Genomic DNA, 25,345 nt, shown 5'->3' on the forward strand with positions numbered 1-25,345 from the left:
GAGGTTAGTATGAAAAAGATATTATGCGTTTTATTGTGGTTACCTATCTTGCTATCAGCGCAAATTAACGAAAGTGATTCGCTGAAAATTAAGGCGGATTTATCCATAACGGGGTTTTGGCAAGGGGGTAATGTGGAAACCTTGATATTTAGGACCAAGTCTGGGGTGACCTATAAGCCTTGGAAGAAGTGGGTGGTTAAAACCCAAAATTCCTATGTCTACCAAGAATTTGGCAGGGAAAAGGCCGATGCCGACTTTTTGAGCCTTAACTTTTTATACTTCAATCCCGAAAGGAAAATTTACCCACAGGTCTTAGGCTTTTTAAGTACCAATTTTAGGCGAGAGATTAGTTCGCGCTCGCTTATTGGCGCCGGATTTACATGGCAGGCTTATAAAAAAGAGAAGAATTGGTTAAAGTTCTCGTTGACCAGTGAGTATGAGCAAACGAATTTTGACAATACCGATTTCAATATTGATGACTACGATAGCAATGACGAGATCAATACCTTTCGTGCTACCGTTTGGGTGAATGGGAAATATTATCTCTTTAAAAAGAAGGTGATCATTACTCACGAAAGTTATATTCAACCCTCATTGGAGGAAAGTAATAATTACCGCTGGCAAGCTGATTTTGGATTAGAACTCCCCATTTGGAAATTCTTAAACTTTAAGATCAATTACCTACATACCTTTGAAAGTATTGTCGTTGAAGGCCAGAAGCGTGAGGACCAGTTTTTAACCTTTGGGTTCACTTTGAAGAGCTATTAGTTTTGAACGGGAAACATAGATTCTAGTCACCAAAAGTATTGGATAAGGATTGCAAACAGGGGCTCACATCAAAATACAAACCTTCAATTCCAGATTCATTCTCTGCAATCTCTAAGTAATCGTAATGTTCTATAAGCCTTTGTGTCCCACCAAATTGAAAGCCCAAAACTTCTAAAATAAAATACTCATGAGAAGTTTCTATGACATAAAATGCACTTTCCTTTTTTTTACCATCACCAGAACTAAATATAGCATCTAACACAATATTTACTTTATCGATAGTTTTATTAAAATTGAGGGTGTCTTTTTTGGTATCAAAAACATACAATTTATAATTCATTGCCTTAAAACTAAAGGGTTTTTCTACGAGTATAGAATCCGAAAACTTCTCTATTTCATCAAGGTCACCATCATTGTGATTAGGTTTTTTTAAGACTTCTCTTAGGCTATCACTATAATCAGACCTACCGTAAGGTGAATATAAATCTTCGTTTATAAAGCCATAGTATAGGTGTCTTTTTTCGTCTATGTTCATTGTCGAATCACCAGCTTTAAAACGTTCCATCAATGCAGGATAATAGAAGTCTCCATTTTCTTTTTGGATGCTTTTTTTAATCTTCTTGTAGTTGGGTTTTCCTATAATATTTTGTTGCGCATAAAAGGAAAAAGATACTAGTAATAAACATAGTTGTAAGAAGTAAGTTTTCATAGAAAAGATTTAAAACATTAAGTTACAAATCAAAATTATACCAAAGAAGCCAATAACAATTTATTTAGAATATACTTTTTAGAGTGTTGCTTTAAAGGATCAGTTTCAAGTCTTTTTAAATTAGTTTTTATAACGTTTTACGATAGCAACAAGCTCTTCATAAGTTTTTCTTCCTAAAAAGCGCTCCTTAACTATCCCTTCTTCAATAATTATGGTAACAGGCAGAAATTTCTCTGGATTGATCCAAGAATAATTTTCTTGAAAACCTATGATGGAGGGTCTTGGTACTCTAGTAATAAATTTTTCAATGTGTTCTGGGGGCTCATTACTAATTGCAACCACTACCAAATCCTCTGGGAATTCACTTTCTAGCCGTTTTAAATCCGGAAATTCTTTAATACATGGGGGACAAAAGGTTCCCCAAAAATTTAAAAGAATAATCTTATTCTTATACGTTTCGAGTGTTTCAATGTGTTGACTATCAATATTTAAATACTCAAAATGAACCATCTCTGTTCCAATAGCCTGATCGACTTTAGACATAGAACTAATCATTGGTTTAAAGGAAACGTTGATAAGAAAGATTAATATGGCCAAAACGGTGGCAGAAATCGTTAGACTCGTTCTGATGACCTTTTTTTTAAGATGTGACAGTTTCGATTTGGCAACTTTCCAGTCGGTAATAAACACCAGTATAATCACAGGAATCAAGACATAATTTCCGTAGTGGTCAAAAAACATTGCGTACTCAGCAATTGATTTCGTTATTTCTTCCATTTTTTATAATTGCGATTGCCGTTTGGCCTATTACGATGTATTAAAAAGCGCATGAATGATGAGCGCTTATCATCTAAAGATAGTGAATTGTATGGTATTTATTAAAGCGCCAAGGTGTAAATTCGACTGGCTTTAACCCTAAAACCTAAGTCTGAATACAGATGTATGGCCGATGCGCGATGGTCTTCGGTAAAAAGCAGTATTTGCGATATATTTTTCTCCTTTGCTGAGGCAATTAATTTAGTCATAAGCTTTCTTCCGATGCCTTGACCTCTATATGCTGCGTTGACAACAACATCTTCAATCCAGGCTTTTTTTCCAGAAATTACATTGTAATGACACATCAGTGCCATCCCAATAATTTCATTATGAACTTCGCAATAGGCAAGCGTTATTTGATTATTGCCATCTATGACATCGTTTAAGGCAACTTGTGTTTTGTCACCTCCCAATTGTTTGAATAACTCAGAGATTTGTTTTTGAACCCTAGGACTTAATTGCTGTTTTTTTAGAATATCAATCTTCATTTTTGGGTCTTTATGCTATTTAAGTTGGTACCCGCTTTTTCTTTTGTTTTAGAATCCAAAATTTGAAGTAGGGTAGGTATTCTATAGTCCCCATGCATGGATTGGATGAGATTAAAAGCTAGATCTAAAGCTACGCCTTTAGCCGAGATATATAAAGGATTTTTACTTTTGCCTCTAAAAAGCTCCCTTGAGTAGCGGTTATTGCCATTAAACCTTGATTTTGCTACACCAATTATAGGTGTTTTTTTATTTAGAGTTTCAAAAAGGTGGCCTCCGAGACCTAATTTTCCTTCATTATTTAAAACAGCGTAACCATCCACAATAATGAATTCAATAGCATCTAAATCAAACCTATTCAACAAGCTTAGAATACATGGCAATTCTCTTTTGTAAAATTCACCCGATTCATAGGCGGCAACCCCTTCAATGATTTCAGAAACTAGCTGTTTTGGTTTTGCATCGGTCCAAGTTTCGAAACTCAGGCAAACGGTTTTTGCTTTAGTGTCAAAATAATAGGTATCGAATGCTAGTATCATAGAAAATCTTGGATTTAACTTTTTACAGGTGCTAAAAGGTCGGCTGAGCTTAATGTGTAATTCAGTTCTGGATATACGAAGTCATTACTTTTGTTTTCTTGACTTCTAAGTTGAAAAAAGGCTTTTCTCTGATGGTTATCGGCCAATTCCAGTGGATGACCATTTGAAAAATAAGGTCTGTCATCCTTGAATCTAACAAAAGTATTGGAATTTCTGAAGGTGATACCTAACCACCTATTATCCGATTCTAGAGGTTTCATGCCTTTAACGGGCTCTAATACTATTTTATGGAGGTACTTAGAGTTGGTTGGTGTAGAGAATAATATCACAGAGTTATGGGTGAGATCAAACACTGTTTCTTCATCGGTAGACTTATCCTTAATTTTAAGTTTTCTAATGGACTGCAAGCTTAATTCTTTGGGCTTTTCATAACAAGAAAATAGCGCAATAAATGAGTTCTTTTCTACATCAAGACATTGATCGGAATGGTACTTCATTTTTTTATAATTTTGATCGTATATCTCGATTAAAGCATTATTAAAATGCAATGATTGGAAAAGCGGATCATCTTCCATACTGGCTTTGATTTTACGGACTAACATCTTGTGATTAGAGGAGAAAAGATGAGCAGGTATATTGTAATTTGTAGTCGTTCGTACTAATGGAATGCCCCTTTCATCTTCCCAGACCAAATGATTTCCTAATCGTCCTTTACCGGTAACTTCAAATGAAACCGAGTTCGAAAATTCGTCAAATAGATTGCGATCTAAATCAATGGTTATTTTATAAAATCCAAAGTTGTCCATTAACCAGCTTTATGTGGTATTTAGTATATCGGTTTCTTATAATCACCAGAGTTCATGCTAAATCTGATCTTTTTATAGGTTATCATATCCTCAGTTTTATTCTCCTTTAAATAAGTGCTTCGTAAGTCTTCCATAGTTTCAACTGTCATGGGTTCTAACTTTAACAATTCTCCGTCTTCCCTAATGTATACTTGATGGTCCTTGTATATCGCTTCTAAATTAGAACAACGGACGACATATCCCATACGTGTTGGGATTTTATCCATATTTAACACGGAAGGCCTTATTTCATGTGTATACCATCTGTTGGTGGAAAGTGGTATTATAAATGCTGAATTTGGATACAGTGTTACACTAAACTCTTTAACCAGGGAGTCGTCTTCTACGGTCTTTTTTAATTTGAAGAGTAACCTCGTTAGTCCACTTTGCTCTTTATAAACCCAGTCGTGTTTATCAGTTTCAGATGGTTGAAGGTGATCAAACTGAACATTATTATAGAAGGTACAAAAAGCGATTAGCCCTGCTTTGGGCATATCTTTAGTTTTATCTGAATGCGCACTAATCCTTGCTTTTGTTTCTTTACCATTGTCAGTTTTCTTATTCTCATAAATCTGGGCTAAGACATGATTCAATTGGATTTCTTTTTCAAAAGTACATTGAACAGCATTATTTAGCGTATGGAGTATATGATGATCTGTTTGGCGAAAGTTATCTGATGGACCGGTTAAATTGCTAGAACATCTCAACAGATTAAAACGCAGAACTTCACCATGACTGACAGTTTCTTCTTTAGAAACATTGGTGATATAGATCCCTTTTCTTAAAGCTTTAGAAGGCTTATTGGATTCTGTCAGCTCTTGAAAAACATGTTCGGTTTGAATCGCTTTGAAATAATTACCATCACCAAATAAATTTTTGAAATAGACTCCTACATCGTGGATACTATACGGAACTTTACCAAGATCGATTAGGTTAACGGTATTAAGATGTTCGTAATTAAAAGATAAGGCTTTGATTACATCGATTTCAAAACTCAAGTTTTTTAGCTCTTTTAAATCACCGCAAACATATCGCTTTTTATATTTAGGGTTTTGAATATCAGATATTTCGCTTAGAATTTCTCCACAGAAATGTGTCTTGAGATCATTCAATTCATTACTTCCATCAAGCACAGAAGGCAGCACAAGAAGTGCATTTTTTGATTTAGAAATTTTGTTTTCGGTATGCATTTAGTCCTATCAATTATAGTCATATGTAAATATCCCTGTATTTACCTCGCTTTCGTCTAACTAAAATAAATTTTAAATGTCAAAAATCGAGACCTTAAAATTTGAATTAGAGCAAAGTTATTAACACCGTTACATCGCAATTGCTTAAAAACCAGATAGGGAATTTGGATTATCATAACTCAGGCCCTAGTTTTTAACCAGCATTAGGTTTTGGTGGTACTTTAGGAATTTCCGTATGGTTCATTCGTTTTACATCCGCTTTTTCCAATAGCGCATCTTTTTTTATTCCTTCTTTAAGTGTTGTTTCCACTTCATCAAAATATCTTTTTCTCTTTTCATAAATGACCGTTCATTGGTCAATATATTGTCGCGTCTTTTTTGTGAAACGGCATCTGAATACCACCATGATTTGGTAGCTTCTACGGTATCCGCTAAGGATCTAAAGCTAAGGCCAGCTTTAATCGCTTTGCTATTATCACTTTGTGACATTCCTGCATATTGTGGTAATTGTATCACCCATGGTTGAATACCAATTAGTCCATTATCTTGTAAAAATTGAAGATCATCAATTTGTATATAATTAACGGCAGAATTAAAACAGGCATGAATACCGTGAACAAAGGCATTGGTGGTCATTTTAAACCCTGGGCCAGAGCCATTATAGATACCGGCAGCTTTAGTTTCGCAGAGTCTTATCATCCATTCGGCCAAATCTCTTACATCGATATACTGCACCACTTCTGTAGGGCTACCTGGAATGATGATATCTCCACCTTTTTCCAATCTTGCCAACCAATAAGGGAAACGGTCAGTTCTGTCTCCTGGACCAACAATTAAAGTAGGTCTTACTATCATTGATCGTTCAGATCCAAAGGTTTTTATAGTTGCCATTTCGGATGTGGCCTTCATCACACCATAGGCATAGGTCTGTTTCTCGCCTTCATCAATATTTTCTGGAATTTCTGTAACTAAAGTGCGATTCTCGGTAAAGTCATCACCTGTAAATGGATAGTAGACACTAATTGAAGAGGTATACATATAGTAACCTACGTTATCTACTAGTAATCGCGCCGTATCTTCAGTCCATTTCGTTTTACGTCCTGAATTATCAATAACGACATCCCATTTCCTATTTTTTAAGGCTTCTAGGTTATTTTCTCGATCTCCTATGAGCTGTTCTACTTTAGAAAAAAGTTCTCCATGTATTTTAGGAACCGTTTTACCTCGTGTGAACGTCGTTATCTTATGTCCTCTTTTTAGGGCATAAGAAATTTGATGCGGTCCTAAAAAACTAGTACCTCCTAGAATTAATATGTTTAGTTTTTTATCATTAGGAGCAAAACCACCTAGAGCTTCTAAAGCGTTGGGAGCAATTAATGAAGCCAGTCCTAATGCCATACTATTTCTTAAAAATGTACGTCTGCTTTTTTCCATAGGTCAAAATGTTTTATTTGATCTTCGATGCTGCTCTAAATTACTAATATCTGAATCATTTTCTGCTAGAAGTAAAGTTAATTTATTAGAGTGATACCGTATGAACTCGCATTAGCAGGTCGCTAAAACAACACTTCTGAGTAGCTTATAGCTATTGTTTGCTGCTTTATATTTTTAATAATTTACCGTTTTCAAATTTTAAATTCACGGTCTCATAATCTTTGGAGTAGAACCCTACATCACTTTCAAATTTATAGGCTTTATAGGATATGGTGCTGTCTTCTGAATTGTATTTTAAATCGATATTCTGAGAGCGGTTAGAGCCAATTTCAAGTTGATTGAGCTCTATTATGGCGTTATTTTGATACTTTAAAATTTTAATTAGAAAATGCTGTTTGCCTCCTCCGTAAGTACCATATCCAAAAGCCAAGTAATAGTTGTCAATCTGAACAATGTCGTAATAACCAACTTCAGGATCTTCTTCCTTAGTGTCTATCGGATTAGTAATACAGTTTCCTTTATCATCTGTGTATTGTAAGTAGTTGGTATAAGAATGATACGATCCGCCTCCCAAGTCATCCCATGAATAAATTTTAATTTGACCACTAGAAGTAATTACGATATTATTCATGAAGGCATAAGCCAATTTTTGTCCGATCGAAATATGTTTAGCTTTAGGGGAGATGTCTTTGAGCTTGTTGACCAAAAAATAATGATTTGTCGAGTCTGGAAGTTCTCGGCATACCTCGCTTGAACTCAAGAGTGCATTGATTGCGGTATCAAAACTAGAGAAAACAGAATCGCGTTGTTCGCTAAAAGTGTGCTTTAGTCTTAACTTTTGAGCCTTATTTACATCTGAAAACAGTGCGTCCGTTTGTCCTTGAACTCCTAAATTAGTCACTAAAAATAATACTAGATGACGTATGGTTTTCATTATTGCTGTTCATGGTTTTGGATGACTTTTGCCGAAAAGTATAACGGTCGTTTATCCTTGTAGTCTAAAATTAATTAATTTGAAGGATATGGACTAGTTTGGCTGCCCGCATTCTTAAGTCTCATAAGGATAATAAACAGACAGGAATAAAGCGCTATGCTCCTTGTAATATAAATTATATCCTATCGACAAATTCTCTTATGATGTCTTTATTATAATCAATAGGATAAATTAGATCTAGTTTCGAATAGTTCTTTGAGTTCAATCTTGCAAAATGTAAATTTCTTTCTCCATATCCGAAATACCATTCATTCGTTTTTATTAAATCATATTCTTCTTTGTAATAGTTATCACTTAAATGTGAGTTGGCGTGTTCGATTTTATGCCAATATAACACGACATCATCAAAAACACCAGAAGCGTGAAATTGCGCACTTTGGAATCCAATTTTTCGGAGTATATGCTCCATTTTTAGGATAAATACCTTCCAATCTTTTTTATCGTACCCAAAATTCTTGTACGTAGCTCCAAAAGTCAAAATAATATCATCATAATAATAAGGAATTTCAATTTCACCAAAGTTGAACATATTGGTATTTATGAAAGGGTATTCTTTATCTTTCTTTAAAGATTCTATAATGTCAAAGGATGCATTAAAATCTTTAACTATAATTGCTCCATAGATATAATTCCATTCCCACATGAGTTGTTGATTGAAGTTTGAAGTAGCTTATCTTAGATATGAGGTGTACTCGGTTAATGGTATTCGCAAATTTTGTTATCATTATTTAAAAACTGCCTTCATAGTTCTATTGTCTGATTTTTGGACTATCATTTCTAACAGTCCAGAGTCATTTAAGTAAAGACTACCGTTAACACTTTTATCGTCACTGAATACGTTATACATACTGTCATTCCGTTTTGTCCAGTTCAGCTTATGCGTATGATAGGATGGTATCGAGTCAACTTCAAAGTATTCGCAATGAAATGATAGGGCGATTCCATCGGTACGAATGTCTAAATAATCTTGTTTCGTACAATCGTCTAAGGTTATATCTTCATTATTAAACTGAAGTTCTGTGATGGTCCAAAATTTAATAATGGCTATTTCTGAATCATCAGACTTTTTATCCTTAAAATTACAACTCATCAAAATTGCTAAAAGAATTAAGTAGGATAGTTTATTCATTTAAAAGGTTTATACCTCTAATATAGGGTTAAAATTATTAATGAAAGGTTTGATTTTCACCTTGTAACATGACCATGAGTAATTTTGACTCCCAATCCCTACAGCTGCAAGAATTTTTAGGTATAATGCTCTATAATCGATATTAGTTGCTGTTTTTTAGTTTTGGCTCATAATTTTGGGGAATAGAAACTTTGTACTCGGATTTCTCGATGAGTATTTCAAATAATTTTTGAATATCATCAACATGATATTCCTTTGTTTTAATTGGGATATGGGATTTCGATTTAAAATAAAGCTTTAAATTTTTACTGAACCTATCATATCGTATTTGCGTTAGTTCGGTGAGATTTCTTTTTTGAGTCCAGCGATTGTTTAGGATGAGCTCATCTCCATTTATGAAAAGAGTAAATGGCTTTTGCTTTTTGTAAACAAACCACATCATAAGTTCTGCAAAAGGTATGGCCCAAAAGGCAAAAACAAGATAAACAAGAGATTCACTATGGTCACTCAAGAATAGGATAAAAAGTGTCCAACAGAGCGCATATCCAATATCGAAAATTCCGATCGATTTACGTTGGCTTCTCAATTTAAAATCGGATTCAAATATTTTCCCCAGAACAGAGTATTCCCATAAAAAAGCGAATAGGAGGGTTAAAAAAATAAACACAGTTTTTAATTCATGCGCATATTCTGTTTCCAAAATTATTCCAAAAACGAAAAGTCCGATTAATGAGATGACTAAGGCTATAAAGTATTTCATGCGCTATGACTTGGTTTAAATTGCCTTAAAATGGCTTAGGTTCTGCGATTTATACTGTGCGGTCATTTCCGCCATAGCCAAAAGTAATTAATTTGAGTGATACATTCTATGCGGACCGGCCTTAGCAACTTGCCAGAAGGTTGCCTTAGAACATGAATCTCGCGAGCTCAATTTAGTTCGTCTCATTTCTATTGTTCGCTCAAGTTTCATTCTCCGACTTCTTTGACTTGAAATTCCCCCTTTTTTATATCTGACAAAAAATTGTTCATTTTATGTTTTCTTTCTACAGGTATTTCAAAAGACTTTTCATTTATGGTATAGCTATAGATTTGGTTATCCCTGATGCACAAAAATTGACCTTTTTCATTATTTAACGTATAGCAAGAATTTTCATCTCTTTTAATTAGATTAAAAGTATTATTCTGGTTTTTAGAATCCATACTAGGCTTTAGTAGGCCTATCTTTTTTCGGGTTACTACGAGTAGAATATCATCTAACAAAAATGATGTGTCCAGATAATTACTTAAGATATTGCTGTGTTCAAATAGTCTAAATTCAGCAATTGGTTGAGATTGATTAAAAATGGAATAATAACATAAAAATGGAATTTTCCCATTATCATTTTCGGTGATAATTAAGAACTCATCCCCAATGCTATTAATTGAAATCGCATAACATTCTATCTCATGTCTTCCACATACTAGATTCTTTTCGTTGATATATGAAAGGGTATCTTTTTCTGTACTTAAAACATGGAGATGAACACCACACCAATAAGCATTCGCCGTACCGTATAGAATCGTATTTGTGTTTTCTATTTTAAAATTTCTGTTATAATGACCATAAGATTCAAGTTCAAGTTCTTTAATTGTATTTGAGGCCATGTTCCATATCCCAAGTGCTCTATTGCCTGAAAACTCATATAGCTCTAAATATAGTGTTTGATGGTCTACAAAATATGAACTCAAAATACCATCGTCCCTCTTATGTTTTAAGAAGATGCTACCGCCTCTATTAAAAAGTGCAACTACGTCTCCAAAACAAATACAGAATTTTTCAATTTCAGGAAAAAATTGAAAATCATAGATTTTTTCGAATACGATATCATTTATTTGAAATTCAATACTATCAATGAAATTATATTCAATACTGTTGTAGTTTTCTAAAACCAATTTTTCGTCATGAAACTTTAAAACCCTGATAAGGTCATTGTCAAGTTTTAAATATAAGATGCTATCTATAGCATTGATAGTCGTTAATTTTTCAATTTTGTAATTCATTGATCCTGTTAAAGTTAAAGTTGTTGCCTATAATATTTTTTAAGGCTCTGTTTTAATTCGTTGGTAGCTTTTAAAAGAGAATCGTGTTTTATGTTATGGACTTCATAGAGTTTATGGTCATATTTTATAAAAACTTGTGAAGCCGTCATATAACTATAGTTCTCAGATCCTATTACGTTATGCTTATGCATTCGTGCAATAGCGTTTTCAAATCTTTTTACAGCGTTTATCGCTTGAAAACTATCAATAGGAATTTTTTCAGTCCAACTGTCACGCTCTTTAAAATTTATAACATATTGCCTTTCGATATTTTTTATTTCTATGTCATCTTTAGGATGCTGGTCAAATTCATAGGTCACTGAAATATTGATTTTTTCAGCATTTTTTAAGTCATTCAATGAAAAGACTTGTACCTTGTGGAAGCAAGCTTCATAAAAATACAAAGCTGTATCTTTTTCAATAGTTATGTGTCTTTTAATGACTTCATTAAATGGTGTTTTTATCGAATAGCTATAATTCCCTTTCTCTAAAGCATATGTTATATGCCCACCGGTTTTGGTAACTGTATCAAATTTAGATTCCAATTTTTCACCTTGAAGATTGTGCAATTCAAAATTGATTTCATTTTCATAAACCTTATTTGAAGATTCAAAAGGTAGCCGTATTTCTAGACCAGTCAAGGCTTTGGTAGTAGTATCCGTCAACTTTTTATTGTGGTCACATGAATACATAATCGATAGCCAAATTAGTATCCACATTTTCAATTGTTGCACTTTACTTTTCATATTATAGGTAACGTGGTACATTGTATTTATTCAACCCGTATTTTATGTTCAGATTTTGATTCATAATTATCCAGTTTTACCGTGCAATTATAGTACAAGTAAGTGTTGTCCCTCCATTGAAATTCATATAAAAATCCACCGTTACGATTTATTTCTTGTAGGTCTTCATCCATTTCCATTTTCGATTCATCATTTTTTAAAATATAGTCACAATCGTTAATCCATTTAATGGTATAGAAATCTTTTGAGGATTGCGTTGCCTTTCCATTTTTTAATACTATTATGGAAACTTGGGTACTATCATTTCGTTTTACTTTTTTGCCTATTACAGGATAACTGTATACGATTTCATAAAATTCACCGATCTTATAATTCTCACAAACTGTATTTTCCTTACAAGAGCACAGCATGGTCACAAGAAAAACATATTTAGCAAATGTAAGTTTCATATTGAGTACAATGATCTTGGCTATGATTTTCGAATGATGCGAACGAAGCGAACATATGCCGTTAAATTGTGGTTATACATCCTTAGCTACTGTTTTAATCTTCAAAAGTTTCTATCAGCTCCTTATCGTTACTGCATAAAGGTGTCACGACATTCTTTTTTGGGAAAGCAATAATATTTAATTCTAACTTACCAATATCATTGTCTGACTGGTATGAGGGATAACTTCCAGTCCAATTTATCGTTAAGCTATAGTCATTATTCAAAGAGAAACTAATTTTTGAATTATTTATTGGCTCACCATCTCTTACGCTAAGCATTGTAAATAACTGTTTGTCAGACCAGCCTTTTTTTATTTCAATTGTAGTTTTATCAAGTTCTTTTAAGTCATTTATTTTAACGGGAAAGTTCGCAAGCATTATCTCAGTACTCCCATCAAACAACTCAAAAAATCTTGCACTTTTCCTAAGTGTATTGATTTTTCTAAAATAGATTTTAAGGATATTCGTCTGTTCGGATATTTTGTCCAATTCTATTTCTCCAGATATTGCTGGTTGGTAATTATATTCCTCAATTTTGCCAGAATCTTCATCCTTCTCCCAAAATTTCACATATTGTTTCATAGGTCAAATTATAGCTAACGTTTAGTATATGAAGCAGCCAATGTTAGGCGGCTATGATTTTGTCATAGTGTTTAATTTATATTGTGCTCGGAGTTTTTCATAAACATCGGATAATCGTCAAGACCACTGATATTCGTATTAATGCTAATTAATTCACCGGTAGTCGTGGGAATAAACACTGTTCCTCCTTTTACTACGGGACTTGAACGAACCGTTTTTTTTGTTTCTTTTTCGAACAGAACGCTTCCGGTTTTGCAATCTAAGATGATGAGTTTTCCTTTCAGGGTTACCGTTACCAGCTTATCACCGACAATTATGGGCGTACTTGCAACAGCACCACCTTCCTTAGCCTGATCGATATCAATTTTATAGCTCCAATGCACGTTTTCGTTTAACGGGTCAATACATTTAATCACATCTCCCATTAAGCAAATGATATTGTTTTCATGAGCGGCTACCAAAGATGGCTGAAACAACTGAAGTGATGCTACATTAGACTGTCCTATGTTTAAACTTGCTAATTCCCATCCGGAAGTTACCGGTGCACCTCCAAAGAAACCATTACCCAAGTCTAAGCTGTCTGATTCTAATTTCAATTTTGATTTTTTTTGAACCGAATAATCGAGATATGGGGCATCTGTTTTTTCAAGTTCCTTTATGAAGTTTAATGATGGTGCATCTAGTATCGCAATTGATTCTTTAATTCCCGTTGAATCATCTGAACGTTTCGTAATTAAAACTCGATTATTCAAAATACTTGGCTGTGATGTTGCGCTCAATGAAATACAAGACAGGATGTCACCGGTTGTTTTATCCATTTTATATAAAGTACCGGGAAACGTCGTTAAGTAGATGTTAGAATTGACAATCACCGGTGATTTCAAAACATCCCCATCGAGCCATTTTTGCCAAATAATTTCCCCATTTGTAGCATCTAGACAGATGAATGGATGAGATGGTTTTATCTTTTTATAGTTCTTGGTTAGCGTTTTATCCGAGTACACTTTCGCACTTGGATAAGACGTGTAAACGCGATTTTCGGAGACAACGGGAGTGGAAAGCAAAGGGTCACCTAACCAATAGGACCAAGCTAGGTCTCCAGTGAACCGATCTACAGCAAATATCGTACAAGATTCCGTATTAAAAATAAGAAGTGAACCTGAAATAACAGCAGAAGAGGGGCCATCATCATCAAGATCAAGCGCCCAAACAAGACTACCATCCTTAACTTTGAAACAGAAGTACGATTTACTTCCAAAACCTCCTGATACATAGAGATGATCATCTCTAATTGTCGGTGTAGTAATAGGTGTTTTGCTTTTAAGTTTAATGGTATAACCATCAGCGTTTTTTGTAAGATACCCTTTAAGACTTCCTTGTTTGACGTGTCCTGTCTTGAAGTTGGTCTGAAATTTTAAGGTTGTATCTTTATTAAACTGAATCACTTCAGATTTAAAATCGATACTCTTGGTGAAAACAGAATCGATTTGCAATTCGGAGATATTCGTAATCTCCACTTGGGTGATATTGGGCTCCCCATCATCGAACTCAAGAATATAGTATGTGCCAACTCCAAAAGAAATCAGCAAAAGCAGAATTAGTAATACGTTTCTCTTTTTATTCATATTTAATTATGGGCAACGGTCGGGTAGAACCGTCAGTTGCGTTTGGTGAACTTAAATGTCGCATTAAAAACTGACTTTAGCAATTCGGCTTGAATTGCCTAGCAGGAAATTGTACCGGAATTGTGCTTGTTTAAGGTTATCTACTGGCATTTTTCCATTCATCTATTATCTTTTTCCTTTTGCGTCTTTCTTTTCCCTTTACGCCTTTAATCCAATCTTTAGATAGCCAACTTATATATTTCTCTTTAAATTGCGAAACTCCATCACGAGTTATCCAATCAAAATAGTATTCTATTAAATTAGAATTGTCTTTGCAAAATTCAAGAGTGCAGTTCTGAACACCGGTCAAAAGCGCATAAGGCATCCGGCTAATTTGGTCCGCCATAATTATGGCAATTTCTCCTTTAGTCAGATGTCGTTCATGACAGTCAGATTCTACCGTTGTAAGATTTAGGTCAGAAAAAAAATCAGCAAGTGTTGGTAAAGCTTTTTCTCCAAAGACCATTATTTTTTCCGCTTGCTCTGTTTTTATGATGTGTTTCGAGTTTTCAGTTTTGGAAATTCCATTTAGCAAGGCGTCAATTTCAGATTTAGTTTGTGATAAACTCAAATTGAAATTCAGAAGTAAAATCAAAAATAGATGCCCAAATGTTTTCATGTAATTCAAGTTTATTTCAAATCTAATCGTTCTTTGACTGTTCACTAACTCAAAATGAGTGAGTAGCTGTTTTCATTTAGCCTATAGGTTTTTTATGTTCACTGCGAACAGTCTCCTATCAACCTAGCTGCCTGCTTTGAGGCTCTTGTGGCTTGCAGCTCAGACTTCAATTTACAAAACTAACTTTAGGTAAGAATATTAAATCGCCGTTTTTTAATATACCCTATTATTTAGTCTTTAAAATCCAATCTAAACCCATAGGCGCTGTTAAAAAAGGATTACTTGCATGATTAGCATTTGGAAAGTACAAGCTTTTAAAATGTGCTTTTGCAGCGTTTTTGTCAAGAACATCTATTGTCATATCAAAAGCATGTTTCATTTTATCTACCTCTAAATCACCCAAGGTCAAGAATAATTTAGAAGCAATTGTGTCATTATTTTGAATAAAACCTCTGAATTTTTTCACAAAGAGATTGTCTTCTCTCCACAGTGCAGGGCTTAGCGATAGATGACCATTAAAGAGTTTGGGTTTTGCTAATAGTGAATACATAACCATCAATCCTTCTCTAGAATGTCCAACGGCAATTCTTTCGGGAGTTGTTTTGTAATTGGTCTCAATAAGAGGAATAACTTCAGTCTCTATAAATTCTAAATACACATCCGCTTTACCCAGAGGGGAATTACTTTCGTCTAAATCTTGTTTAAGGAAAGGAGGCGTTAAATCTCTTTGTCTAGTTTTTTGGTTAATATTAGGTATTCCAACCACAATTGCTGGTCTTGAATAACCTGTACGAATTAATAAATCCAGATCATTTACAATTGAATATGTCAAAGCGTTTCCTCCAAACACATAGATCGTAGGATAAGGTGTCGATCCCTGTTCTTCGTAACCTCTTGGAGTTCTTACTATTATTTCCCTTTCTTCAGAAAGAATTGTGGATTTTATATGGTAAATATTATATGTGCTTGGTGTTTCTGACGTGTCAATTAAGTATACTGTAATTACAATTGTTGCCATAATTGAAAACAAAAACAAAAGTGTGATAATGAGTTTTTTTTTCATGTTTTTAATATTTAGATAGTATTTCAAATTTTTTATAGACCAAAACATCACAGCACGTACAAAAGCAAACCGAATATTTATAACCTTTAGAAATAATATGTTGGCATTTTGCTGAGGTATAAACGAATACTGCCAAAAGTGCTAAAAAAGTAGTCATGTTTCTCCCTTTTTGATAAAGGAGTAAATTATAATTAGAAGATTGGTAAAACTCTAGGAGTCATTTGGACGTCATTTAAACGTCATGTTTTTAAAACATTGAAAATCAAATTTTTAAATTGATTCTTTTTGAAGAATATGATTTAAACGATGCAATGTAAACCAAAGGTTAATGAGGGCATAAAACCAATAAATAGGAATATATAAAGGCAAAAATCTCATTACCGTAGGTGCATCAAAGCTTCGCAAGATCAAGGCTGTTACCACCACAAGCATCGGAATGGCTAAACAACTCGTGATTAGGTTAAGGTATACAATACCTCTCAAGGCATTAGCCATATTTTTCTGTTGGACGTTTAGATGCTTCCAATAGACTAATGCAATGATCGAATAGAGTAGAGGTAAGCAGAGTGATGAGACAAAAATCCATTTTAAAAAAGAATAATGAGTGGCAGGATTAGTTTTTTCAACTTCTAGATAGTCCTTTATTCCCAGTGTTTGTTCTATTGTTCTTATGGTATATGGTCTAGGAGCAACCTCGCCATTTTCAATACGCTGAATGGTTCTTAATGAAATCCCCGTTTTTTCGGAAAGCTCTTTTTGGGTAATTCTGCTCTCTATTCGGGCTTTGCTTATATATTTATATTGGTTCATTAAACAAACAGTATTTTAGTCAAAATTAAGAACAACGCTGGACTATCTAGGTGCCTTTCTAGCTTTCGTGCTCCCATTTTAAAATGTCTAATACTTGGTTTTCAAATGTTTTTATCATGAGCCTTTCGAGTTCTTTGTCGTTCATCTTACCGGCGTTCTCGGGATTAATGGCAATCAGGAAATCACGAAAATCATTCAGAAATTCATCTCCGAATTTTGAATATAATTCCTTGGCTTTAAGATAGAATTGACTTTGGTACCACCCGTAGTTTCGACCTTGTTTTAATACTTCAAAATAATCATCTTCAAATTGTTTTAAGGTTTTGAATTTTAACTCTCCCCACCGATTGGAGTTAATGAGAAACAATTGATAAACGTCCATGCGATGAAATACATCTTGAGTGTCTAAATTCTTCGCAGCAGCGACTTGGCAAAGGTTGCCAAAAATTTCATTTAACCAGTGTCTTTGCGTGCCTTTCCCCGTTTTATAAAATTGATATAAATGACCTAGCTCGTGCAGGGCTAGCGCATCTCTGAAGAATAAGTCTAGATCGAGTTCTTCACCAAAATGCTCCTTGAGTATTTTTAATTGGGGATCGGGTACCTGTTTGAGCCCTTCTTTAGCTCTTATGGCCATGACAGAATTGCCCAATCCCAAGATGATATTCCCTTGGTGTAGTGCTTGGGGCATTCCAGGTGGCGGTGTAAATGCATAGGTGTTCCAGTTGGTGTCATCTACAAATAGTACAGCAAAATTTAAATTTTCATTAAAGGTTTTGTCGAAATATACCTTGGCCTGTTCAAGATTTCCAATAGTGTTTTTTATATGCTTTGGATGCGCTTCAGTACAATAGGTTTCAAAAGCATCGGAATAGTTTATATCGTATAGGCCTTGGTGCTTAGATCGATCAATCCAGTCTGTACCTGCTTGTTTACAAGAGGTCATTAAAACTAAAAATACAATCAGAGCTATTCGCATTGGGTATTGGTTTTGATTATAGCTAAGGTTTTGTATCGCCCCGAAGACAGCCAATTGTGACTATTATTCTTGGCAACTCTTTATTTTTCTTCGATCTTTATTTTGCCATCAACCCAGTCGGGTAAATAAAGATGCATTCCCGTTTTTCTTTCAATATCGATCAATTTATTTCTCAATTCTACAGTCCTTAATCCAATGGCTGTTCTTGTTTTATTTACTTGAGAAATATTTGATGTGTTGGGAGGATTAAGATAACCATAGGGTGATTCGTTCCATTCTGATATCGTCGTTTTTTTCCAATCTTCGGCTAAAGCAATTTCATACGGGGATATATACCCTTCATTTAAGAATTGAATCAATTTCGGCTTTATGAAATCATAAAGGGTATCATTTCTGACATAGTCAACGCCTTGAGAATTGTGATGGCTCAAGATGGTTGAAACCCAGAAATCATTCCCTATTAAAAACTCTCCTGGGTAACCCTTAGTTTCCATAATCTCAATTAAATTAACCAATTGTTCTTCACTGTGTTTAGGGAAATTTTCTGTAATAAATTTTTCTTGTTCTATTTCATCTTCAATAATAAAGGCTTTATACGCAATTTTCTGATCTTTATCAAACATCGAGCGGACTCTACTTTTTATTGCTGAATCAATCTTATTTAAAAACTGATTGTGCAAATCTTCATACTGCTTTTCAATAGTCTCCCAATCAGAAGCAAGTAGATTTTTACTTAAAAATTTTTGTTCTTTGAGATTTGTTAATTCCCAGCCATTGGAGATTGCTTTTTTAATGTAAGTCAACCCTTTTTCCTTTTCTCCAATAAGAAAAAAAATCTGGGAAGCAACTTTATAATCCCGAAGAAAAATGAAGTCATATTCGCTAAATAATTTTTCATATTGAATTAATGCTTCTTCATATTTTTCTTGGCTAATTAATGCTTCTGCCAATATAATTTCTGAATGATATTTATTGTAATCAATGGCCTTTTTTACACTGTCTTCGCAAGCCGTCAAACCATAAAGAAAGCCAAAAAGCAAAAGAATGTTCATTACAGTTATATGCCTTGTCATACGGATGATAACGTTTTTTAATAGTTTACCGCATAATATCCCATAAAATCGGGAATCAAACCTTTTTCAATAGCTAGTTTATATTTTTCTGGTGTAACAAAAATAAAACTGGCTGTTTCATCATCGGGTGGCATTTCATAGAATTGATATTCTAATCCTGCTTTATTCAAAAAGGGATTTACAACAGTCGCCACAAAACTATCATCACCTTCTCCTGCTTCAAATTCATCAAAATTGATTTCAACATGCTCTGAATAATCATTTATTTTTATTGAAACCGAGTGCTCATTAATTTCATAATCAAGGTCTTTGAGCACTTTTTTTAGGCAATCAAAAATATGTTCTACTTGTTCAGTTCCATAAAAATCTAAAGTATAACCCGTTTGCCTTAATCGCGTGGCTAAATAGGGCAGGAAAGAGCATTCCATGATTTCACTTTCCATGTCTTGGGCATTGATATAAGGATTTTGAAACCAGTCAATTTTATGCAATTCATCAATGTAGTTTTGATTCCCTTTTTCAAAAACAGATTTATATTTGTCCATATGTTTTGTTTAAATTGTTTACAACAGGCTCGACTATAGTTTTCTGCTATAGTCTAAAAGTAAATAATTAGAGTGACACAGGCAATGCCACTGGTGAAGCAAATTGTGGTTATAGATTATTGGTTGTAGTTTTTTATACTCCCAATATTACTTTATAGTAATCAAACTGTTCGATGTCTCCATTTTTCTTGATTCTGAAAAACACTTTGTCAATAATGTTTGAAGCATTTGAAAAATTCAACATATACCATTGTCCTTTTTCCAATTGCATAGGAAGCTTCTCGAATACACTTTTAGAATAATCATAAAACTTTAAATCGGCCACTCCTTCTTTGGTGAATACCCATTTGTAATTTTCGCTTTTTTCAAAAAATCTGATTTTTCTTTGAGCTTTAAAAGGAAAGTTGTCATTGATGATACTGTCGATGAGGTTTTTGCTATGGATGTATTCCGTAATTCTTTTATTGTGACCTTCCCCGCCGAGTGTGTTTCCGTTCAAAGCCATAATGGTATCCATTTTCTTACGATTTACGGAAATCAACCTTTTTTCTTTTTGATTATATACCCGTTCACCTAAATGTCCAGAAAATCTCTTTGTCGGTCCGCAAAAGACCGATTTCCCATCAGTATACTTAAGAGGTCTTCCTTCTTCATTAAATTCCGTTACAAATATTTCAATCAAGTCAAATCCGTCTTGAATCGGTTCGCTTCTAGTTATGCCCTCTTTAGTAATTTGATATGATGGGTCACTGCAACCTAATAAGATTAAAAAAATTATGACAAAAGGAATTCTGATGTTCATTATTCAAAGTGTTGAGAGTGTTCTTGTTGCAATCGTTGACGGCAACTGCAATTTTTTGTTAACTATTAGAACCGTTTCTTCTTCTAATTCTTTTAATTGAAAAGTCAAATGTGTTTGTTTATCAGTTTCTTGGATTGCTATTAAGTTTGAAATTGTATTGATTATTGAATATTTGTCTTTCTTTGCTTTTGGATTGTATACAATTCTAAAGGGTTTTTCTAGAGTATTATAAAAAGGAGAATCTAAATCCGCTGTTTTATAAGGGAAAAAATAAATAGAGTCTGTGGTAATTCCGATATGACATTTGTTAAACTTAAATTCAATTCTTTCTTCATCTTGATTTAATACAAGTTTTAAAATACTTGGCTTTTCACCATTCCATTCACAATTTAACTCGGGATAGAAATTCAATAATTTCTTTTCGATAGAATTATAGAGTTCGTTCCAAGATTTTCTTATTTGGTAATTATAAATAGAACAAGGAAACAAGCTAAAAAAAGCGCCAATTCTATTTCCTATTCCATTAGGTGTTTTCTTATTCCTGAATTCTGATTTCAGAAATTCAGTCAGAGTGATATTTTGAAAATATTGATTGCTCATTGTTGTTGCCAGGGGTCTCGGTTATGAGTAGTTGTATGGTGATTACTTATAACCCTTACTAGCTCTAGTGCTTATTTAGTTTTAATATTTTTTCGCGATTTTTCGACACCATTCTCATAAACTATTTCTTCTTTGAGATTTCCCTCATCATCGTAAGTTTTAGTAATTCCATGTTCTTTTCCTTCCTTCATTTCTTGATATAAAGACAGTTTATCGTTGTTATAAGTATATTGTTTTCCATGTCTTTTATAGTTTAAGTATTCTTGCTCATTTCTTTGAGTAAAACCTTCCCAATATGTACTCTCATTTATGTATAAACCGGTACCATCTTTTAGAATCTGGGTCCCATCCTCTCTCCAGCAATTTTGTACAAAAAATTTCTTATTAACAAATTCGGTCTCACTTTTCATTTGACCATTTGGATAATACTTAATCCATTTCCCATCTCTATCATCCTTCGTAATATAAACTTCTGTGGATTTTAGATTTCCGTTTTCGTAGTAATGAGAGTGCAAATTCCCTTTTGGGTTTTGGGATTTTGTAACTGAAAACTTCTTATTTCCATTTTCATAATATTCTGTTCTTATGTCTGTTTGTTCTCCATTTAGATAATGGATTTCATCTTTTAGTTGCCCATTTTCGAAGTAACTTCTGAAAGTACCTGATACAGTTCCATTCTCAAGTGGGATTATTTCCTTTACACTTTTATTTGAGTGGTAAGTCTTAAGTTCACCAGAAAAGTCTAAGTCAAATTCGTTTCCATCCTCATCAATGCATATTTCATTTGGATGTTTACGAATGTAATTTTCTATCAAAGACATTGTCTTTTCATTGAGTTCGTAGTATTTGTCATCAAGTAAGGATAATTGGTCAAGTCTATCGTAAAGATCGCTACCAAACGAATCTCTTTCTTGTGCTTTGCTTATTAACTTCTTGTTTTTTTGATAGATTTTATCTGCTTTTATGACTAGGTTTGTCATTTCAGTATCGCCAATATGTTTTAACCCTTTAATTATTGTGGGAATATAGGGACCGTAACCATTGTAGTAGAATTGTACAAAACCACCGTTTGTGACTTCGGCATCTAAATACCACCAATAATAAAGTGCTTTTTGACCGTAGGATAATGATTTTCCGCGTTCAATTTCTTGTGCTTTGTTCTTTACAAATTTTGACATTGGCTCAAGAACGAACCATCCAAAATCATAACCGCTTAACTTAAAGAATTCACCTTTATTTAATTCAGGCCGGAAGTGTTTGGTTTTATCAAATTCCCAATAGGGATCATTTTCGATTTGAGCCTTGCAACCGAAGAGGTTTAATAGGTCTATCATTATAATTGAAATGGTTAGTATTCTTTTCATTCACTTTGTCTATTCATTGTTATAGCCATTTTGCACCGCGTTTTTTATTCATCTAACAAGTCCAATGTCCAACCTGGGTCTGGTCTTTTGTCTTTCCAATCCCAATAAGTTCCATAAAAATCGTCATGAAGCATTGATTCAACTTCATTTTCCTCATCAAAGTCAACCAACATAATGTCTTCCCATTCTCCAAATTCAACAGTGGGATCAGCCGTTCCATCTATGATATTAAGTACAGCGAAAAAGACATCGGCGGTATTACTGGCGAATACTTTCCTTAAGGCACTTTTTAAATCCGGATTCATTTCCAGTTTTTCCAATTCCGATTGCTCCGATTCCGTAAGTCCTCCATTTGAAGGATAGTTAATTAGTCGGTTGGTTCTTTTATGCTCAAGGTCATTCACAGTATGATTTGCATTTTCCTCAATGAGTTGATGGATGGATACTAAAAGTGATTTCTTATTGTTTTCAGATAATTTCATAAGTGGTTTTCAAATGCTGTACAATACTTGTTATATATATGTTTTCAGGGAACAGTCGATCATTTTTCAGGCTTAATCGAAAGATAGTAAATTCCTTTGCAATGACAAATACGTGATATTAGCCACTGGAATTATTCTAGAAGCTCAATGCTCTCCACAAATTCCGTGAATTTCGGCAAGTTAAGTTGATAGGTTTCTGGTGTCGCAACAAATTGAACCCAAAGAAATGCTCTTTTCGTTTCGATTAATGAAAATTGATTATGATAAATTTTATTTTGAAAGCATGTAAAAACCTGCAGCTCACCCCATTCTTAATGTCGTGCAAGTCACTTGGATTATGTCCATACCAAACATGATTTTCGCTATGCAAAGTCTTATTTCCAAAACTCCCACCATTTTTTAATAGTCTTGTTCGGAGTCTCAAGTTTAGTGGATTCATTTTGATCTTCGATACTATTGTTCTGCTCTTTTTTTCTATTTAAGACATCTATTACACAGTCGATGGCACTGTCTATATCAGAATTAGTTTTCTCTGGTATAAGTGTTTTAATATGATTTAAGTCTTCCAAACTGATTTGATTCACAGAAATTTGAAGCCAACCTAAGTCTGGTATTTCATTAAATATCGATTCGGGGAACTTCTGAATTTCATTAAATCTTATATCGAGTGACTCTAGATTTTTAAGTTGGCTAACCGCTTGGTTGAGCGTTGTGATTTGATTGCTTGAGACATCTAGATTTTTCAAACTTTTAATACTAAAAACAGAATCCGGTAAACTTGTAAATGCATTATATTTCAATTTTAGTTCTTCTAAATGCTTAAAATTCGAAAATGATTCAGGTAAGCTTGAAAGCTTGTTAGATCCTAAATCTAAATGCCTTAGGTTGGTTAGTAATCCAATTTCCTTTGGAATTGATTCTAATTTATTGCCATCAAGGCTTAAAGATGTTAAACTTTTTAAAGACGAAATCTCTGCAGGTATATGCTCTATCTTGTTATTGGCGACTGTTAGTTCTTTTAATGCCTTTAGTTTAGTGACTTGCAAAGGAAAAGTCTTCAGCATATTGAATGACAAGTGCAAAGATGTTAAGTTCTCTAATAGACTAATCTCTTCTGGAATTTGATCAATATGGTTTCCGTGAAAGCTAAGCTCTTTAATTTCGCTCAAGAGCACTATGGTTTCCTCAGCCGTTAAATCAGAAGGCCTGTTTCTGTAACCATAGATCATTTTAAGATTTACTAACCAATCAAAAATATTTTGGTAAGGTGCAGTGTTTTCGACATCAATGGACTGACTTAATTTAGCTAACCGCGATTTGCGTTCGTCCAAATCTTCAAGCAGGTGGAACTTTGTGAAATATTGGGTTAAAAAGTGGTCATTTTCGTCTTTACTTTTGGCCCGATGAGGACTATTACCATATTCCCAGTCGGCGACATGCAAAAGTGTAGCACCGTGAAATGCTACTCCAAAACCATGTTCGGTTTCCCACGAACATGAACCTGTAAACCCTATAAAGGCGATATTGTCTTCATCTGAATGACTAATATTTATGGCGTCTATAGTAAAATGGTTTATAAACTCTGTAACTTCCTTAACTAATGGGAATCCTTCTCTGCTTGTGTAGTTGTACTCTTTCTCGTTGATGTAAAAAGGTTCGTGCTCAATTACCCTGTAAACACCATGAAAATCGATAAAGTATTCTTCGTCCTGTTTGAGGTATTGAATGATGCTCTCCATCATTTGATTTGCGCTCGACACAAGGATTTCATGAGTTTTAAGCTGTGTCTCACTGGGCTGCGTGTCTTCGTCGGTGAAATTAAAATTAATCACTATATAATGATCTTTACTTTTCCTATAAAAAGATGCAAAATCCGTAAATAAATCTTTAAACTTTATGTAATAACCTAGTTCATCTGATTCTGTGAGTTCTAATTCAGGAAGCATTTAGAAGTTTTTGTTTTAGTTAATGTTTCTGTTGCAATAATCGGTTATAATTTCGCTATAGCCTAAAAATAGCTAATTAGGGTGATAAGAGCAACGTGAAGTGGTAACAATAAATTGAGCTTATAGATTCTTCTACTATCCACTAAATTCTTGTACTTATAGCTATCCTGTTCCAAGCATTTATAGTAGTTGCGGCCATGATGACTGCGATAATGGTCTTATCATTAAATAAATGTTGAGCGCGTTGGTATGTTTTATCAGTTAAGCCATTCTGATGAATCAATGTAATTTCTTCTGTGATTTTGAGTAAGACTTTTTCCTTGTCTGAAAACAAGTTCGATGCTTTCCAAGCATTGAGCATGTGCAAGCGTTGATGTGTTTCACCTGCCTTAATAGCTTCTTCGGTATGCATATTAATGCAATAAGCACAGCCGTTAATTTGGGAGGCACGCATTTTGATTAATGAAATTTGTTGCTTACTTAAAGGTGAATTATTAAGAAATTGTTCTAAAGCAAACATGCCTTCGTATGCTTTAGGTTCGGACTGATAAATATTAACTCTTTGTTCCATTTTGATATAAATTCTAATATCA

The 25,345-nt window shown here is 33.9% G+C and carries 29 protein-coding genes; 1 reads left to right on the plus strand and 28 read right to left on the minus strand.

Annotated elements, in window-relative coordinates:
* The first annotated feature begins 9 nt into the window (after positions 1-9).
* A complete protein-coding gene (locus tag ACO052_RS11865; protein ID WP_422103978.1) occupies positions 10-768 on the plus strand; it encodes a DUF481 domain-containing protein in 759 nt (252 codons plus the stop codon).
* Positions 769-790: 22 nt separating this feature from the next.
* On the opposite strand, the gene ACO052_RS11870 is transcribed toward ACO052_RS11865, so the two are convergent.
* From ACO052_RS11870 to ACO052_RS12005, 28 genes are all read right to left on the minus strand, one after another.
* A complete protein-coding gene (locus ACO052_RS11870) occupies positions 791-1,477 on the minus strand; it encodes a DUF4919 domain-containing protein (protein WP_422103979.1) in 687 nt (228 codons plus the stop codon).
* Between the two features lie 120 nt (positions 1,478-1,597).
* A complete protein-coding gene (locus tag ACO052_RS11875) occupies positions 1,598-2,254 on the minus strand; it encodes a TlpA family protein disulfide reductase (protein ID WP_422103980.1) in 657 nt (218 codons plus the stop codon).
* A gap of 101 nt (positions 2,255-2,355) precedes the next feature.
* On the minus strand, positions 2,356-2,781 hold the full coding sequence (locus ACO052_RS11880; protein ID WP_422103981.1) for a GNAT family N-acetyltransferase: 426 nt from the start codon (positions 2,779-2,781) through the stop codon (positions 2,356-2,358).
* A complete protein-coding gene (locus ACO052_RS11885) occupies positions 2,778-3,317 on the minus strand; it encodes an endonuclease V (protein WP_422103982.1) in 540 nt (179 codons plus the stop codon). Before ACO052_RS11885 ends, ACO052_RS11880 begins: the two co-directional genes overlap by 4 nt.
* Before the next feature lie 14 nt (positions 3,318-3,331).
* Positions 3,332-4,123: an alpha-ketoglutarate-dependent dioxygenase AlkB gene (locus tag ACO052_RS11890; RefSeq protein ID WP_422103983.1), complete on the minus strand. Its 792-nt coding sequence runs from the start codon at positions 4,121-4,123 to the stop codon at positions 3,332-3,334.
* Positions 4,124-4,143: 20 nt separating this feature from the next.
* Complete coding sequence (locus ACO052_RS11895) at positions 4,144-5,352, minus strand: hypothetical protein (protein WP_422103984.1); 1,209 nt, start codon at positions 5,350-5,352, stop codon at positions 4,144-4,146.
* A gap of 282 nt (positions 5,353-5,634) precedes the next feature.
* Positions 5,635-6,786, minus strand: a complete 1,152-nt coding sequence (locus ACO052_RS11900; protein WP_422103985.1) for an NAD-dependent epimerase/dehydratase family protein — start codon at positions 6,784-6,786, stop codon at positions 5,635-5,637.
* A 166-nt stretch (positions 6,787-6,952) separates the two neighbouring features.
* Positions 6,953-7,720, minus strand: a complete 768-nt coding sequence (locus tag ACO052_RS11905; RefSeq protein ID WP_422103986.1) for a hypothetical protein — start codon at positions 7,718-7,720, stop codon at positions 6,953-6,955.
* 175 nt (positions 7,721-7,895) lie between these two features.
* Complete coding sequence (locus ACO052_RS11910) at positions 7,896-8,423, minus strand: hypothetical protein (protein ID WP_422103987.1); 528 nt, start codon at positions 8,421-8,423, stop codon at positions 7,896-7,898.
* Between the two features lie 81 nt (positions 8,424-8,504).
* Complete coding sequence (locus tag ACO052_RS11915) at positions 8,505-8,909, minus strand: hypothetical protein (RefSeq protein ID WP_422103988.1); 405 nt, start codon at positions 8,907-8,909, stop codon at positions 8,505-8,507.
* 142 nt (positions 8,910-9,051) lie between these two features.
* Positions 9,052-9,669, minus strand: a complete 618-nt coding sequence (locus ACO052_RS11920; protein ID WP_422103989.1) for a hypothetical protein — start codon at positions 9,667-9,669, stop codon at positions 9,052-9,054.
* Positions 9,670-9,875: 206 nt separating this feature from the next.
* A complete protein-coding gene (locus ACO052_RS11925; protein ID WP_422103990.1) occupies positions 9,876-10,949 on the minus strand; it encodes a hypothetical protein in 1,074 nt (357 codons plus the stop codon).
* A gap of 14 nt (positions 10,950-10,963) precedes the next feature.
* Entirely contained in the window at positions 10,964-11,734 is a 771-nt protein-coding gene (locus tag ACO052_RS11930; RefSeq protein ID WP_422103991.1) for a hypothetical protein, read from the minus strand.
* A gap of 26 nt (positions 11,735-11,760) precedes the next feature.
* On the minus strand, positions 11,761-12,183 hold the full coding sequence (locus tag ACO052_RS11935) for a hypothetical protein (RefSeq protein WP_422103992.1): 423 nt from the start codon (positions 12,181-12,183) through the stop codon (positions 11,761-11,763).
* A gap of 94 nt (positions 12,184-12,277) precedes the next feature.
* A complete protein-coding gene (locus ACO052_RS11940) occupies positions 12,278-12,805 on the minus strand; it encodes a hypothetical protein (RefSeq protein ID WP_422103993.1) in 528 nt (175 codons plus the stop codon).
* Positions 12,806-12,876: 71 nt separating this feature from the next.
* Entirely contained in the window at positions 12,877-14,430 is a 1,554-nt protein-coding gene (locus tag ACO052_RS11945; RefSeq protein ID WP_422103994.1) for a PQQ-binding-like beta-propeller repeat protein, read from the minus strand.
* Positions 14,431-14,566: 136 nt separating this feature from the next.
* Positions 14,567-15,088: a hypothetical protein gene (locus tag ACO052_RS11950; RefSeq protein ID WP_422103995.1), complete on the minus strand. Its 522-nt coding sequence runs from the start codon at positions 15,086-15,088 to the stop codon at positions 14,567-14,569.
* A gap of 226 nt (positions 15,089-15,314) precedes the next feature.
* The gene (locus ACO052_RS11955) at positions 15,315-16,151 is read right to left on the minus strand and encodes an alpha/beta hydrolase (RefSeq protein WP_422103997.1); all 837 of its coding nucleotides are present in this window, start codon (positions 16,149-16,151) and stop codon (positions 15,315-15,317) included.
* 270 nt (positions 16,152-16,421) lie between these two features.
* Positions 16,422-16,961 (minus strand): helix-turn-helix domain-containing protein, encoded by a 540-nt coding sequence (locus ACO052_RS11960; protein ID WP_422103998.1) that lies wholly within the window; start codon positions 16,959-16,961, stop codon positions 16,422-16,424.
* Between the two features lie 58 nt (positions 16,962-17,019).
* Positions 17,020-17,940, minus strand: coding sequence for a hypothetical protein (locus ACO052_RS11965; protein ID WP_422103999.1), 921 nt, complete (start codon positions 17,938-17,940; stop codon positions 17,020-17,022).
* An 80-nt stretch (positions 17,941-18,020) separates the two neighbouring features.
* A complete protein-coding gene (locus ACO052_RS11970) occupies positions 18,021-19,013 on the minus strand; it encodes a hypothetical protein (RefSeq protein ID WP_422104000.1) in 993 nt (330 codons plus the stop codon).
* Between the two features lie 17 nt (positions 19,014-19,030).
* Positions 19,031-19,558 (minus strand): hypothetical protein, encoded by a 528-nt coding sequence (locus ACO052_RS11975; RefSeq protein WP_422104002.1) that lies wholly within the window; start codon positions 19,556-19,558, stop codon positions 19,031-19,033.
* A 133-nt stretch (positions 19,559-19,691) separates the two neighbouring features.
* Entirely contained in the window at positions 19,692-20,360 is a 669-nt protein-coding gene (locus tag ACO052_RS11980) for a hypothetical protein (protein ID WP_422104003.1), read from the minus strand.
* Between the two features lie 3 nt (positions 20,361-20,363).
* On the minus strand, positions 20,364-20,960 hold the full coding sequence (locus ACO052_RS11985) for a hypothetical protein (RefSeq protein WP_422104004.1): 597 nt from the start codon (positions 20,958-20,960) through the stop codon (positions 20,364-20,366).
* A gap of 71 nt (positions 20,961-21,031) precedes the next feature.
* A complete protein-coding gene (locus ACO052_RS11990; protein ID WP_422104005.1) occupies positions 21,032-22,324 on the minus strand; it encodes a DMP19 family protein in 1,293 nt (430 codons plus the stop codon).
* 44 nt (positions 22,325-22,368) lie between these two features.
* The gene (locus ACO052_RS11995; RefSeq protein ID WP_422104006.1) at positions 22,369-22,806 is read right to left on the minus strand and encodes a hypothetical protein; all 438 of its coding nucleotides are present in this window, start codon (positions 22,804-22,806) and stop codon (positions 22,369-22,371) included.
* Between the two features lie 374 nt (positions 22,807-23,180).
* Entirely contained in the window at positions 23,181-24,752 is a 1,572-nt protein-coding gene (locus ACO052_RS12000; RefSeq protein ID WP_422104007.1) for a leucine-rich repeat domain-containing protein, read from the minus strand.
* Positions 24,753-24,894: 142 nt separating this feature from the next.
* Positions 24,895-25,323, minus strand: coding sequence for a carboxymuconolactone decarboxylase family protein (locus ACO052_RS12005; protein ID WP_422104008.1), 429 nt, complete (start codon positions 25,321-25,323; stop codon positions 24,895-24,897).
* Between the last annotated feature and the right edge of the window lie 22 nt (positions 25,324-25,345).

Origin of the sequence: Winogradskyella sp. (assembly GCF_965228925.1) — a bacterium.
Taxonomy (GTDB): domain Bacteria; phylum Bacteroidota; class Bacteroidia; order Flavobacteriales; family Flavobacteriaceae; genus Winogradskyella.

Coding starts and splice junctions, on each gene's coding strand:
- ACO052_RS11865 (WP_422103978.1), top strand. CDS start 10: ATGAAAAAGATATTATGCGTTTTATTGTGGTTACCTATCTTGCTATCA.
- ACO052_RS11870 (WP_422103979.1), bottom strand. CDS start 1,477: ATGAAAACTTACTTCTTACAACTATGTTTATTACTAGTATCTTTTTCC.
- ACO052_RS11875 (WP_422103980.1), bottom strand. CDS start 2,254: ATGGAAGAAATAACGAAATCAATTGCTGAGTACGCAATGTTTTTTGAC.
- ACO052_RS11880 (WP_422103981.1), bottom strand. CDS start 2,781: ATGAAGATTGATATTCTAAAAAAACAGCAATTAAGTCCTAGGGTTCAA.
- ACO052_RS11885 (WP_422103982.1), bottom strand. CDS start 3,317: ATGATACTAGCATTCGATACCTATTATTTTGACACTAAAGCAAAAACC.
- ACO052_RS11890 (WP_422103983.1), bottom strand. CDS start 4,123: ATGGACAACTTTGGATTTTATAAAATAACCATTGATTTAGATCGCAAT.
- ACO052_RS11895 (WP_422103984.1), bottom strand. CDS start 5,352: ATGCATACCGAAAACAAAATTTCTAAATCAAAAAATGCACTTCTTGTG.
- ACO052_RS11900 (WP_422103985.1), bottom strand. CDS start 6,786: ATGGAAAAAAGCAGACGTACATTTTTAAGAAATAGTATGGCATTAGGA.
- ACO052_RS11905 (WP_422103986.1), bottom strand. CDS start 7,720: ATGAAAACCATACGTCATCTAGTATTATTTTTAGTGACTAATTTAGGA.
- ACO052_RS11910 (WP_422103987.1), bottom strand. CDS start 8,423: ATGTGGGAATGGAATTATATCTATGGAGCAATTATAGTTAAAGATTTT.
- ACO052_RS11915 (WP_422103988.1), bottom strand. CDS start 8,909: ATGAATAAACTATCCTACTTAATTCTTTTAGCAATTTTGATGAGTTGT.
- ACO052_RS11920 (WP_422103989.1), bottom strand. CDS start 9,669: ATGAAATACTTTATAGCCTTAGTCATCTCATTAATCGGACTTTTCGTT.
- ACO052_RS11925 (WP_422103990.1), bottom strand. CDS start 10,949: ATGAATTACAAAATTGAAAAATTAACGACTATCAATGCTATAGATAGC.
- ACO052_RS11930 (WP_422103991.1), bottom strand. CDS start 11,734: ATGAAAAGTAAAGTGCAACAATTGAAAATGTGGATACTAATTTGGCTA.
- ACO052_RS11935 (WP_422103992.1), bottom strand. CDS start 12,183: ATGAAACTTACATTTGCTAAATATGTTTTTCTTGTGACCATGCTGTGC.
- ACO052_RS11940 (WP_422103993.1), bottom strand. CDS start 12,805: ATGAAACAATATGTGAAATTTTGGGAGAAGGATGAAGATTCTGGCAAA.
- ACO052_RS11945 (WP_422103994.1), bottom strand. CDS start 14,430: ATGAATAAAAAGAGAAACGTATTACTAATTCTGCTTTTGCTGATTTCT.
- ACO052_RS11950 (WP_422103995.1), bottom strand. CDS start 15,088: ATGAAAACATTTGGGCATCTATTTTTGATTTTACTTCTGAATTTCAAT.
- ACO052_RS11955 (WP_422103997.1), bottom strand. CDS start 16,151: ATGAAAAAAAAACTCATTATCACACTTTTGTTTTTGTTTTCAATTATG.
- ACO052_RS11960 (WP_422103998.1), bottom strand. CDS start 16,961: ATGAACCAATATAAATATATAAGCAAAGCCCGAATAGAGAGCAGAATT.
- ACO052_RS11965 (WP_422103999.1), bottom strand. CDS start 17,940: ATGCGAATAGCTCTGATTGTATTTTTAGTTTTAATGACCTCTTGTAAA.
- ACO052_RS11970 (WP_422104000.1), bottom strand. CDS start 19,013: ATGACAAGGCATATAACTGTAATGAACATTCTTTTGCTTTTTGGCTTT.
- ACO052_RS11975 (WP_422104002.1), bottom strand. CDS start 19,558: ATGGACAAATATAAATCTGTTTTTGAAAAAGGGAATCAAAACTACATT.
- ACO052_RS11980 (WP_422104003.1), bottom strand. CDS start 20,360: ATGAACATCAGAATTCCTTTTGTCATAATTTTTTTAATCTTATTAGGT.
- ACO052_RS11985 (WP_422104004.1), bottom strand. CDS start 20,960: ATGAGCAATCAATATTTTCAAAATATCACTCTGACTGAATTTCTGAAA.
- ACO052_RS11990 (WP_422104005.1), bottom strand. CDS start 22,324: ATGAAAAGAATACTAACCATTTCAATTATAATGATAGACCTATTAAAC.
- ACO052_RS11995 (WP_422104006.1), bottom strand. CDS start 22,806: ATGAAATTATCTGAAAACAATAAGAAATCACTTTTAGTATCCATCCAT.
- ACO052_RS12000 (WP_422104007.1), bottom strand. CDS start 24,752: ATGCTTCCTGAATTAGAACTCACAGAATCAGATGAACTAGGTTATTAC.
- ACO052_RS12005 (WP_422104008.1), bottom strand. CDS start 25,323: ATGGAACAAAGAGTTAATATTTATCAGTCCGAACCTAAAGCATACGAA.